9 protein-coding genes are annotated in these 12,457 nt (G+C 47.4%); 2 read left to right on the forward strand and 7 right to left on the reverse strand.

What is annotated here, in order from left to right; genetic code table 11:
* Window positions 1–196 precede the first annotated feature (196 nt).
* The 7 genes from OXH00_18120 to OXH00_18150 form a co-directional block, all read right to left on the reverse strand.
* On the reverse strand, window positions 197–868 hold the full coding sequence (locus tag OXH00_18120) for a lamin tail domain-containing protein (protein MCY3742935.1): 672 nt from the start codon (window positions 866–868) through the stop codon (window positions 197–199).
* 262 nt (window positions 869–1,130) lie between these two features.
* Window positions 1,131–2,333, reverse strand: a complete 1,203-nt coding sequence (locus tag OXH00_18125) for a glycosyltransferase family 4 protein (protein ID MCY3742936.1) — start codon at window positions 2,331–2,333, stop codon at window positions 1,131–1,133.
* Window positions 2,334–2,498: 165 nt separating this feature from the next.
* Entirely contained in the window at window positions 2,499–3,251 is a 753-nt protein-coding gene (locus tag OXH00_18130) for an NAD(P)-dependent oxidoreductase (GenBank protein ID MCY3742937.1), read from the reverse strand.
* 258 nt (window positions 3,252–3,509) lie between these two features.
* Window positions 3,510–4,394, reverse strand: a complete 885-nt coding sequence (locus tag OXH00_18135) for a polysaccharide deacetylase family protein (protein ID MCY3742938.1) — start codon at window positions 4,392–4,394, stop codon at window positions 3,510–3,512.
* Between the two features lie 71 nt (window positions 4,395–4,465).
* Window positions 4,466–5,383 (reverse strand): hypothetical protein, encoded by a 918-nt coding sequence (locus OXH00_18140; GenBank protein MCY3742939.1) that lies wholly within the window; start codon window positions 5,381–5,383, stop codon window positions 4,466–4,468.
* A gap of 63 nt (window positions 5,384–5,446) precedes the next feature.
* Window positions 5,447–8,008: a polynucleotide kinase-phosphatase gene (locus tag OXH00_18145; protein ID MCY3742940.1), complete on the reverse strand. Its 2,562-nt coding sequence runs from the start codon at window positions 8,006–8,008 to the stop codon at window positions 5,447–5,449.
* Window positions 8,009–8,056: 48 nt separating this feature from the next.
* Window positions 8,057–9,472: a 3' terminal RNA ribose 2'-O-methyltransferase Hen1 gene (locus tag OXH00_18150; protein MCY3742941.1), complete on the reverse strand. Its 1,416-nt coding sequence runs from the start codon at window positions 9,470–9,472 to the stop codon at window positions 8,057–8,059.
* Between the two features lie 453 nt (window positions 9,473–9,925).
* Between OXH00_18150 and OXH00_18155 the strand changes: the two genes are divergently transcribed.
* Together OXH00_18155 and OXH00_18160 are read left to right on the forward strand one after the other, a co-directional pair.
* A complete protein-coding gene (locus OXH00_18155) occupies window positions 9,926–11,401 on the forward strand; it encodes a hypothetical protein (GenBank protein ID MCY3742942.1) in 1,476 nt (491 codons plus the stop codon).
* Between the two features lie 141 nt (window positions 11,402–11,542).
* Window positions 11,543–12,457, forward strand: coding sequence for a sugar phosphate isomerase/epimerase (locus tag OXH00_18160; GenBank protein ID MCY3742943.1), 915 nt, complete (start codon window positions 11,543–11,545; stop codon window positions 12,455–12,457).

Raw genomic sequence — 12,457 nt, forward strand, 5'->3', positions numbered from 1 at the left:
GCAATCTTAGAAAATCAATTTTATATTTCAGTTGACATACTCCCCCCGCTCCGCGCAGGCGGAAGGATCCCCCTGCGCGGAGCGGATTGTGGTATCAACAAAGGGCACTTGCGATTGCAGGTCTTACACCCTCTACTCCAAAGGATAAACTTTAATATTTAGGTTCACTGAAGCAACTTAGGTGATTATTCGGGTTCTACTTTGCCATATTTGCTGCGCCAGGGGTCGCCTGTACAACTTGGAAATCACCGGTGCCATCTGGCAAGCGTCCGAAGGATGCGTCTGTCTCTTGCTCTCCAAACGTAACGCTATCCAGTACTCGATTGCCATGCGCGTCTGTCCCGACAAGGATGACCGTCTCACCACTTTTAGACAGTTTGAAGTTGGCATGCAGTCCTTCAGTCGCATTTTCGTCATCATGATCTTCATCTAACCACACAATCAAATACCCATTTGCTGTGATCTCGGTATTTTCCGGAAATTCCCACTTGGTAAGATTGTCCTCTTTGTCAGAAAGATACATTCCAGTGAGCAGCACAGCACTATCGGTGAGGTTATACAACTCAAGCCAATCGTCATAATCTCCCTGTGGATCAGCGATAATATTGTCATTGTCTGCCATCAGTTCGTTAATAACGACAGAAGATCCTACCATAGTTGGGTCAGTCATATCTGGCATATCCACCACATCACTGGGTTCTGTCGTGTCAGTGGGTTCTGCTGTGTCAGCGGGTTCTGCTGTGTCAGCGGGTTCTGCGGTATCCGCCTCTGGCATGACCGGGCTTACTATTTGTTGTGCCCGCTCACAAGACATAAAGGCAATGCAACTCATCAAAACAGCAACGAGAAATATTTGAAATTTTAACATAGTTAATGTCCTTTATTTTAAATTGTAAATCAAAAAGTTAATGAAAGGTTTAATCTCTGTTCTATGACCCTAAAGCGACAGGTTTGTGCACTTTAGGATACATTCTTCAGTATACAACCTTGCTAAGAAATTATAGCATATTTGGTCTCAATTTTCAAAAAAAATCATGCTTATCCGCGATTTTTAAACGCGTCCTACAAACAGTTTACCGAATTGAAGCACAGAAGCAGCGTTTAGCAACATCTGATTTAGGAGAGAGTCTCTACAAAAATTGTTGATAGACATTCATAATCTTTTCATAATGAATCTCTGGATTAAACTCGGTTTCCACCTTGCGGCGGCCTGCGCGCCCCATCCCTATAGCTTCGGTTTTATGTTCAAACATCCATAACAAGCGTTCCCGCAGCGCGTCTCGTTCGCCCGCTGGAAAGAGCAATCCATCAACGTCGTCTTCGATGAGTTCAGGGATTCCACCGATATCGGCACCGATCGCTGGTCTGCCGTAGGCATAAGATTCTAAAATAGACATCGGACAGTTCTCATACAACTCGGATGGCAAGATCATACAAATGCTATTCTGAATTAGTTCCCGAAGTTCATCGCCCTGCTTAAAACCGAGAAGATGGATATGCTCACACCCATTCTGTTCAAGCATACGCTGGATTTCAGGCACCGCCTCACCATCTCCGACAATATAGAGGGGTACGTGCTTGAGTGGCAGCGCAGCTTCTATCAACGTAAAAATACCTTTTGCCCGATACAACCGCCCAAAATAGAGAAGATAGTCCCCGATTTTGGAACTCGGCGTGATGTCGGAGACATCAACAAAGTTGTGTATGGTTGATATTTTATTTCCAGGGATACCATACTGTATCATCTTTTCCCGGTTGAAGTGGCATACCGAAATAAAATGGTCAAACTTATCATGTGAACCGAGTATCCGAGAAACATAAGATTCGGTAACGTTCAAAGCAGTGCGTGTGAATGAACCCCTATTGCAGCGTTTCGGTAGCGCGCGCCAGAAGTGTTTACCTTCACAGGCTTCACAAATTTCTTCGTTTGAGATATGACTATGAACTGGGCAGGTCAATTTAAAGTCGTGTAACGTCTGAACGAGTGGGATGCCAACTTCTTTAAGTTCGCCTAAAATTGAGGCAGTTAATTTACCGTAGTAGATATGGAAATGCGCGAGGTCAATCTCTGTGTCCTTTAGCAATCGTCGAATTGATTTAACGGCATCTTGGGAATATAAAAAGCGTAGCAAGTCCGCTATCCGTGGTTGCTCAAAATTTGCACCGTGTGGAAAATAACGTTCCCATTCGGAGGGTTCGTTCTCAGCACTCGCCGTCGTGAAGGGGATGATTCGGTGTCCGTGCTTTTGCAACAATTCGGCAAGCACAAAAAAGTAGCGGTCAGAGCCGCCGCGAATATAGTGGTTTTGGGAGACGTTCAGAATAGTGTGCATTCTGCTACAATTGGCGAGGCTGTTTGGGTTTCCAGCGCGCCCAAGGTATATCTACATTTCGTGTCGCGAAGCGGGTTGTATTTTGTGTCATGCGCTCTGTATTGGTGGCTAAAGCAAAGTAGAAGATTACAACTGGGGTCTGATGTATTGATTTTCATTCTCCACCTAAGTGCCAACAAACTGAGAAAACACATCTCGAATTGGTTTAAAGCCGGGGATCATAAATTCTGAACGTGCTTGCAGTTCAAGGGGTGGGTGGTTTTCCCCTAAAACATCTGCAGCTGTTGTCTCCGTATAGAATTCGCCATCGGTTAACTTTGCGAGTTCTTTCACTTCAACGGCTTTCCCCGTTCCAACATCATAGGTGCCTGTAATATTTGAATCTTCAACATAGTGGACAGCCCGAACAATATCCTCTACGTGGATATAGTCTCGTCGGAATGGATAGAATACATAGCGGAGTGTCCGCCGCATGAGTTTTTCAGGTACAGAATGGTTTTCAGGCGGCCGATTTTCCTCAGCACCGTAGACATTGTAGAGCCTTAAAATGCAATACTTTTCATTGTTGGCTCGGATGTAATCTTCAGCAACTCGCTTGGACCATCCATATAATGATTTCGGGGAGATTGCCGTGCAAGACGATATAAAAATGAGAGAGGCGTTTTCTTGACGCGCCATATCAGCAATTTGTTTTGTCGCTTCGTAATTCCATTTAAAGATATCAGGGTCTTGATAAAGCGAATCGGCTATTGCACCGCAATGAATAATTGTTGCTGCTTGTTCTATTGAATTTCGTATTTCAGAGAACAGTGTCTCCCAACGCTGAAAACATCTGTTTTCATCAAGCGTTTTTGCCGAAGGATATGCTTGATGCAAGTGTCCGCCAATGTAACCTCTGGCACCTGTTAAGAAAACCATCTAAATCACCTCCCAATAACATAGGTATAAGTTTTGCGTAAAATAGCGATGCGGGTGCGATAAACCTTCAGAAACCGTGGAAAAACCCGCAGGCAACATGCCAATATTGTAACACATCCAACAGAAATTGTCAAGCGACAAGTTGTCGCGGGAGCAGGCTACAACACACTGATACTCAGCACATCACACCCTCTGAATGTGTGCATTTTAATCCGAGACAAGCACCCTTAACACTGGTATAACCGTATCGGTCAACCTTTACTTTGAAAATAAAGAACTCACCCATTGATTAAGGCGTTGCGGGATTGTTGTGAGTTGCGCCCGGAAAAGCGCGCGCCGAGCATCATCGGCAATCGGAATAGTCTTCAGTTGATAGGGTGCAGTCTCAAGTGTATTCCAGCCTATAACCGTTGTGCGCGCTGATCGGAATCCACCCGCTTTCACCATCTTAATTTCGCGTTCGGTATAATCACCGTTGGGGTAACTGAAATGAGAACATTCAACCCCCAAAAGTTTTTCTAAATCCACCTTGCTCCCAATAATTTCTTGCCTACACTCCGTTTCGGTGCAATGCGGCAGAATCGGATGGAACTGCGTATGCGGTTGAAAGTCAACGTCCGCCATCATCTCCTTCATTTCCACGATATTCAGTGCCTGCCTGTCTGGATAAACATTTTCAGGTTCAAAGTCAGCCGTCCGTTTCAGGTATGCCAACCGTTCTGCATTCGGCAGCCGCTTGAGTTTTTCTCTTTCCGCTTTAGAGTGTTCATCTATTCTGAACCAAAAATGCCGATGCGTATTGATAATCCGAGTGCAGACAAAGAGCGTCGGACGAATACGATGCTGCTTGAAAAGGGGTAAGAGTTCAATATTACCGGCGTGACCATCGTCGATTGTAATTACAACACTTTTTTCGGGTACTCGTGAGAAATCCTTCTGGTAGATAGCAGAGACCAAGGTATCCAGTGATATGATCGTGTAATGGCGTGAAAGATAAGCGAGATGTTTCGCGAAGACTGTCGGCTTTGTATCGTGATACATGAGGATAGCGACCCGGTTCCGGCAGAGGAATTCCCGAATGAGAATGTGTATGCCTGATAAACAGATGAGGGTTGCCACCATATTTTTTAGAAAATCACGCATCTATTAGATTCTCCTGTAGCACATAGAATCCAACAGCATTAGCCCGCTCTGAAAGTGCGTTTTCAAGCTTATTATTTCCCCAATTCAGCGAGGAGTGTTGAATATGGAAACCCAGCATCAACAATTCGGACATCCGTAAACGGTTCATAATGAACCGTGCCTATCTGCTTATTGATTAACCCTGGATCGCCACCATCTATAATAACAGTCGCTATTTCGGTTGGATCTGAATGTCCCCACCAATTGTTGATGACTACGAGGTCAAACTTTACATTCAAGCGAAGCGCGAAGATATTCGCATTTAGATTGTTATGTTGAATGGTAGACTGGACATTTTCACAGAAAATACCGGTTTCATTCTTAGCAATATTGTTCTTTTCAATACGAGGGAGCGTTTGCCGCCCAATCGTGCTAATTCCGATGCTATTGTCGACAATATCGTTGTACCGGACGCGTGCATCGCTACCATCTAAAGCGATAGCGGTTTCATTGAACCGAAGCGTGCATTCTGCTACCGTCGGTGATGTCGTTTTGACATCCAAGGCGACTGTGGCATATTCTATAACTGTGCCTCTAATAAAACTCTCCAAATCGTGCGTATGGTCGAAGAAGATACCGTTCCAATCACCAGGTGCAGGTCCGATATTGTCAGATGTAAGATACACGAGTTGGGTTACCTGCGCTTGTGCTAAAGGTGCACCAATTTTTAGGATCCCTTTTACAGTGACGAGAGCGTTTCGTCCAAATTTAACAGTGGTACCGGGTGGAATGTTGAGGGTCATACTCCGTGGAATTTCCAACGTCCCATTTACAATGTAAGTCTTCTCAGGTTCCCACGTTTCATCTCCGGTCAGTCGATAGTTTTCAAGTACAACTTCGGAGTTGTTTTCCGGTGTAGTAGGATTGGAAGTTTCTTGCCTTGTACAACTCGGGCATACTGCTAAACCGAGGCAAAAAATTAACAGGTAGTATAGTGATCGCTTTTTCATTTCCAATGAAATTCCTATTTTCTAAGGTTCGTTGTAATCTTCAAAGATTTTCATCAAAAAACTTCAGAGTCTTGGATCGACTGCTTCACTTTCGAGTGCCAGAATCCCGAAAACGCATTCATGAACATGGGACAACGGTTCACTGTGAATGAAACGCTCAAGTGCCTCAACGCCCAACGCAAACTCTCGAAGCGCGAGGGAACGTTTGTGAGAGAGTCCGCGCGATCGGAGACGTTCTAAGTTTTGCGGTAAGGTATATTCCGGTCCATAGATGATCCGCAGGTATTCACGACCTCGGCACTTCACAGCGGGTTGGACTAAGCCTCGCTTGCCTTGAACGATAAAATCCAGAGGCTTGATGACTGTGCCTTCACCGCCTTGCTCGGTGAGTTCTTCCCATCGATGGATCGCTTTAGTTTGGCTTGTGTCGTCAGTTACATCAACCGTCCCGTAGGAAGTTGTGAACAACAGATTCCCTTCAGAATTTTCACAGAGCTTGCGAAGCGTTTCCATGTGCCAGAGATGGTTTTTATCGAAATATACCGTCCCTTCTGTAGCGAGTAAATGGAACGGTGCTAACTTCAGGTCCGCAATAGATTGGACATGCCAACAGTACTGCTGATAAGCCTTGACGTATCCGGTCACTGCTTCTGCGCGTTGACGATAGTCATCTAATATAGGGCTTACGTCAATACCCTGTTCGGCAGCGGTTTCCAAGGCGGTAAGGGCTTCCTCCAAAGCAACACGCGCCGATGCGCCTACCGGGGCATATTGTTGCCGTAACAATTCTTGGGCTTTAACCGACCACGGCATGAGTTCACAGTCGAGACAGATCCAATCTGTGTTTAGGGTCTCCCAATAATCGGCTTTGTCAATTGCCGCCTTCACCCGTTTCAACAGTTCGGTTTCAATTGTAGTATCGTCAAAGAAGCGTCTGCCGGTCCGTGTGTAACAGATGCCAAGCGTGTCGTCCGCGACACCAAATCGTCTTTTTGCGGTTTCAGGATCTCGACAAACGATAACGACAGCACGCGACCCCATGTGTTTTTCTTCCCAGACGACATTGGATACACCCTGTTTGCGATAATAAGTGAACGCTTCCGCTGGATACTCAAGCAAACCGGGGCTGTTAGTTGTTTCGGTCGGAGACATTGTCGGTGGAAGGTAGATAAGCCATTTCGGATCTACAGCGAAACGGCTGATTGTCTCAAGTGCGGTGATCGTATTCTCTTCACGGATTGTCACGTTGTGATGTAACCGCGTGCTGATAATGCGTTTTCCGAGTACATCATCAATGTTTAGGATATCGTCGGACGCGTGTGTTTTGGTAGATCGTTGGCTCTCATCCGCAAGAAATGGCTTCGCCGGTTGATAATACGTTTGGTGTGCCGGGACAGATACGAGTTCTCTTTCAGGGTACTGTAGTGCCGTGAGTTTGCCGCCGAAAACACATCCGGTATCAATGTTGATTGTGCGGTTTACCCATTGCGGTTCTGGGATTGGGGTGTGCCCATAAACAACAGTTGCAGCACCGCGATACTCGTCAGCCCAATTGAGCCGAATCGGTAAGCCAAATTCATCGGTTTCTCCTGTGGTTTCGCCGTAGAGTGCGAATTCCCGGACGCGCCCGGATGCCCTACCTTGTAATTCTGTCTTCATTCCAGCATGCGCAACGACCAGTTTTCCATTATCAAGGACGTAGTGGCTCACCAAACTATCTAAGAATTCTGCGATTTGTGTCTTGAATTCGGCTGGTTCTTTCTCCAATTGCGCGAGCGATTCTGCTAACCCGTGTGTCGGTTTTACATTTTTGCCGCGAAGTGCACGCACCAGTTTTACATCATGATTCCCCGGCACACAGATCGCTGCGTCAGCCTTTTGCATCTGCATGACTAAGCGTAAGACTTCTGGGACCTTTGGACCTCGGTCAACAAAATCCCCGACGAAGACGGCTTTCCTGCCCTGTGGTGGCGCAACGACGGTGTTACCATCGGACTGTGTTGAGATAGTATAACCGAGTTCTTTAAGCAATTCAACCAGTTCATCGAAACAACCGTGAATATCACCAATGATGTCAAAGGGTCCCTGCTCGTCTGTGCGGTTCACCCATAAGGGTTGGCGTTCGACCTGGACGGCTTCAACGGCTTCCGGTGTGGACATCATATAGAGGAAGTTCCGAAAACCTTCGCGCTTAAGATTGCGCAGTGAACGGCGGAGTTGCTGATGCTGCTGGCGGATAACATGCGGTTTAAAATTGCGGTCGGGACGTGCATCGTTTCTTTCCTGACAGAGTTTCGTGGGCATGTTAAACACAATAGCAACAATTAAACAGTGGTATTCGCGCGCCAATGCGACCAAAGGCTTCCGTGCTTCAGCTTGGACGTTGGTTGCATCAATGACCGTCAATTTCCCAGCAGCGAGCCGTTTTGCAGCAATGAAATGCAGCACTTCAAATGCGTCGTTCGTTGCCGTCTGATCGGTCTCATCGTCCGAAACAAGCCCTCGGCAGAAATCCGATGAAAGGATTTCGGTCGGCTTAAAATGCTTATGTGCAAAGGTAGATTTGCCTGAACCGGAGGGTCCAATGAGGAGGATCAGTGAAGGTTCAGGAACCCTAATAAGCATTCTCAGTACCCTCACTCTTTATTTTTCCCGCCATAAACATCTGTTTTTTCATGTTATATGTTCTCCAGAACCTTCGCGGTTAAAGACCGCCATCTGGGTCGGGGCACCAACGTCTTCAGCCTCCGGTCCGATCGGGTGAAACACAACGGTATACCCGAAGCGTTTGGCGACATCTGCTGCCCAAGACTGAAATTCGTCACGTGTCCACTCGAAACGATGGTCTTTATGCCGAAAATTCCCACCCTGTAGATTCTCAAATTTCACGTTGTATTCTATGTTCGGTGTCGTCAACACAACCGTCCGTGGACAGGCAAACTCGAACAGGACTCGCTCAAAAGCCGCGAGTTGTGGTAAATCTAAGTGTTCAATTACTTCTACCACCGCGGCGGCATCGTATCCAGTTAAGCGTTTATCTCGATACCCAAGCGACCCTTGGAACAAGCGAAGCCGTGCTTTCTGTTTCTCCGGCAACCTGTCGTAATGGAGGCGTTCTTGTGCGATCTTCAGGGCGCGATGTGAAACATCCATTCCAACGATCTCTTCAAACTGCTTTTCAGCTAACAATTTACGGAGTAACTTTCCTTCGCCGCACCCTAAATCAAGAACGCGTTTCGCGCCGGACTGCCTGAGGCTCTCAGTCACCGTAGCCAAGCGAATTTCATTCAGCCCGATCCGTTCTTCAACTTGTGCCTCTCCTACTTGAACCGTCTCGTCAGTCGCTTGTGCCTCTTCCTCGCGCAATTGGGCGAGTGCCTCACGCGTCAGGTGTCGTTGATGCTTTAAGTAGCGACGGGCAATAGATTCTTGTTCTGGATGCTCAGCGAGCCAATCGTTACCATGCTTTAAGAGTTTTTCGATCTCTGCATCACCCACCCAGTAGTGCTTCTCGTCGTCAAGTACAGGCATCAAAACGTAGAGGTGCGTGAGGAGTTCGCTCACGCGACAGGTGTTTTCGAGTGTTACTGTGAAATAACGGCTCTGTCCCCAATCTGGGAAGTGTGGGTCTAACCCGTGTCGTTCTGCTGTTACTGTATAACCCAGTGGCTCAAAAAGTCGTCGCAGCAATTTCTCTCCGCCGCGACACGGTAAGATGGATAATTGTGCCGTTAGAGGGATCTCGGTCTCCGCAAGTTGTGGACGCTCTTTGCATTTGCCGGACAACGCGCTGCCAAACACCCGCGCGATTGCGACACTCAAGAACGACGAAGCAACGTATGGACGGTCACTAACGTATTGTGCCAATGCGAAATTTTCTGCGAATTGCCCGTGAGGACGGCGGACAAGTGCAACCGAATCAATATCAAGCAGTAGTGCTGCTGTGCATTTTTCAGTGCGTGCTTCTGGATAGAAGACGTGTGCTTGCCCAAAAGTAAGTTCAAAAGATTGCAGCCGCGCAGGGTGTTTATGCAACAGATAACCGAGGTCTGTCGCAGGAGAATATGTGGTTGATATTGTCAATAGCATAGCACTTTTCGATTAAGGTTTATCGGCTTTATTTGATCTTTGCTGGGATATTTTCTCCACTGTCTTGAAAGATACCAAAAACAGATTTTTTATCCCGAAAAGTTACCAAATGGTAACTTTCTTCGTTTTTGGCAATTTTCTGATTTTCGCCGTGAACCCAGTCACTGTATGGGTTTTTTGGCAATTTCTGTATCATTTCTCGCTGCGAAAAAAGTTACCAAGGCAAATGTAATATTTCGGTTGCTACGGATCTTATGCAAGATATTTTCCAACTTATTTTTAGTATAGTATAATTATACTATGTTTTCGCGCGATTGTCAAGTTTTTTTGGTGTCATAGCGTAGCAAAATTTGTTTTAATCTCCTAAAAGCAGTATAATAGAATCAACTTCTCTTGTCAAAGACTTTGCCCCGTAGAAATGTAATTGGCGTTACGCTCGGAGGACCGCCTGAAATGGCAGATTTTGATTCTCTTTCATATACACCGGCATATCCAGGGCCGAATGATGATGTGCTTGAGGCACAGGCACGCGTTTGCACAGGGCCGCATCAGACACGTCCGTTGGGTGTGAACCCGTCGGATTTCCCACAACCGGCACCCATTCTCGAAACAATTTTAAAATCCATAACGGGTGAACTCCCAGCATCGGATGCTGCATCAGCGGCACAGATGGGTGCGTTTTTCGCGGCGATGACGCTCCGCGCCTATTTCCCTAAACCGACGCAGTGGAGTCCAGCAGAAGCAGCGGCGTTTCGTAAATACCACTCGGTATTGACAGAACAACTGCCACCGGAAATTCAATACCTCATGAACCCTGAACAGGGTTATGTCCCCGCGAACGCGACGGAGGTAGTTGTCGTGAACGCCTTGGAAAAGATTTTACGGGCAAAACATTTAAGTTACGCCGAAACGCGTGAGATGTGCGAAGCGATCCTCAGCGACGCTGTCAACCCCGCGTTCAAAGGTGCCGCACTTATCGGGCAACGGATGAACCGTGAAACTTACGAAGAGGTCAGAGGTTATCTTGATGCCTTTTTCGGGCCGGAAGCAGTTGAGCCAATTGATGTCGCGGCACTCACACATTTTGGGCAGCCTTACGATGGCGCGACGCGCTATTTTCGTCCGACACTTTTTGTAGCAGCGGTGCGCGCTGCACTCGGTGAAGCATCACTTCTTCATAGTGTGGACGCAATGCCGCCGAAAAACGGTGTGACAGAGGAGACAATCTTGAAGACTCTCGGTGCGAACACACAACTCTCGCTTACGCAGACGGCTTCACTGATTACAGACGCATCGGTGGGATTTGGGTATATTAGTCAGCGTGAGTATTGTCGCGATGCTTACGATTTGCGTGAATTGCGGGTGCATATCAAGAAACGTCCGCCTTGGGCAGCGACGGAAAAGGCACAGCAGTTCTTTTCGGCACGGGAGTCGAATTATATGGTGCTTGGTTACTACCACATCGGTTATGAGAAACCGCTCCTGCAATTGGCGTGGGAACGTGGTTTTGATGCGGCTGTTGCTATCAAGGGTGAAGAAGGCACAAGTCATTATGCGCTTCGTCTCGGCAAACCGTCTACAAGCGACAGGATGGCGGTCAACTATTCGCAAGGCTTTCGGCGTGTGGATGATGCGCGCGAAGACTTCGCGATGGATATAGACCCAGCGGTTTATGGAATTGAGTATATACGGAGTCCGCGTCCAGAGGTAGCGAGTGCAGAAGCGTTTACGGAATTAGGCGTGGCGGCTCTATCGGGTGAAAAAGGACATATCTACGATAGGATTCTACTGAATACGGCGATGGTAGATTATCTATTGGGGATTTGCCCTGAACCTGCGGAGGCATTTGCACGGACGCGGGCGGTGATGGACAGTGGGCGCGCGTTGGAGCATTTGCGAGCGTATGTTAGAGAGAGCCATCGGGTATAGCATTTTGTCAGCATCAACAGCACGTCTCATAAATAGTTTGCGCGTATTGGAAGAAACCCCCTAAATCCCCCTTATCAGGGGGACTTTAAGACAGAATGCGTAAGTGCTAATAAACTGTTTAAAACGAAACAGAGGTTGTTTATGAAACTGGGATTTGTGAGCGCGATTTTGCCGGAACAGTCGTTGACAGAAGTCGTCCAATTCGCGGCTGATACCGGCTTTGATTGCGTCGAATTGATGTGCTGGCCCAAAGGGAAAGCGGAACGGCGTTACGCCGGTGTTACACACGTTGATGTAGCGGATCTTTCAGATGTGGAAGCAGATGAAATCCTACAATGCGTCTCGGATGCCGGGATAACAATCAGCGGCTTAGGCTACTACCCGAATCCACTAACACCTGATGAAACCGAAGCGTCTATCTACAGTGAACACCTTAAGAAACTGATTCTGGCAGCAGAACGTCTGTCAATAGACATCGTGAACACGTTCATCGGCAGAGATCAGACACGCACGATAGATGAGAATTGGCACCGCTTTAAGCAGGTATGGGCACCACTCATTCACTTTGCTGCCGACCACGGCATCCGCATTGGGATTGAGAATTGCCCAATGTTTTTCACTGAGGACGAATGGCCCGCTGGTCAAAACCTCGCCTACTGCCCCGCCGTTTGGGAACGGATGTTTACGGAGATCCCATCCCCGAATTTCGGACTCAACTTCGACCCGTCCCACTTTATATGGCTCCAGATGGACTATCTGAAACCGCTTGTTACCTTCGCCGATCGAATCTTCCACGTGCATGCAAAGGATGTACGGTTAGACAGAGCAAAGCTTGATGAAGTCGGTATCCTCGCAACGCCTTTGTCTTATCATACACCGAAACTGCCCGGACTTGGCGATGTCGATTGGGGCAGCTTTTTCTCCGTCTTGAGTGATACTAACTACCAAGGCGCGGTCTGTGTTGAAGTAGAGGATCGGGCTTATGAAGAGACGTTAGAAATGCGACAACGCGCTTTGCGGCAGAGCCATCTTTTCCTGAGACAGTTCATGGGGTGA

Source organism: Candidatus Poribacteria bacterium, from assembly GCA_026706025.1.
GTDB lineage: Bacteria > Poribacteria > WGA-4E > WGA-4E > WGA-3G > WGA-3G.

What these genes read in the sequence shown, in the direction of transcription:
- OXH00_18120 (MCY3742935.1), bottom strand. Translation starts at nt 868, where the DNA reads ATGTTAAAATTTCAAATATTTCTCGTTGCTGTTTTGATGAGTTGCATT.
- OXH00_18125 (MCY3742936.1), bottom strand. Translation starts at nt 2,333, where the DNA reads ATGCACACTATTCTGAACGTCTCCCAAAACCACTATATTCGCGGCGGC.
- OXH00_18130 (MCY3742937.1), bottom strand. Translation starts at nt 3,251, where the DNA reads ATGGTTTTCTTAACAGGTGCCAGAGGTTACATTGGCGGACACTTGCAT.
- OXH00_18135 (MCY3742938.1), bottom strand. Translation starts at nt 4,394, where the DNA reads ATGCGTGATTTTCTAAAAAATATGGTGGCAACCCTCATCTGTTTATCA.
- OXH00_18140 (MCY3742939.1), bottom strand. Translation starts at nt 5,383, where the DNA reads ATGAAAAAGCGATCACTATACTACCTGTTAATTTTTTGCCTCGGTTTA.
- OXH00_18145 (MCY3742940.1), bottom strand. Translation starts at nt 8,008, where the DNA reads ATGCTTATTAGGGTTCCTGAACCTTCACTGATCCTCCTCATTGGACCC.
- OXH00_18150 (MCY3742941.1), bottom strand. Translation starts at nt 9,472, where the DNA reads ATGCTATTGACAATATCAACCACATATTCTCCTGCGACAGACCTCGGT.
- OXH00_18155 (MCY3742942.1), top strand. Translation starts at nt 9,926, where the DNA reads ATGGCAGATTTTGATTCTCTTTCATATACACCGGCATATCCAGGGCCG.
- OXH00_18160 (MCY3742943.1), top strand. Translation starts at nt 11,543, where the DNA reads ATGAAACTGGGATTTGTGAGCGCGATTTTGCCGGAACAGTCGTTGACA.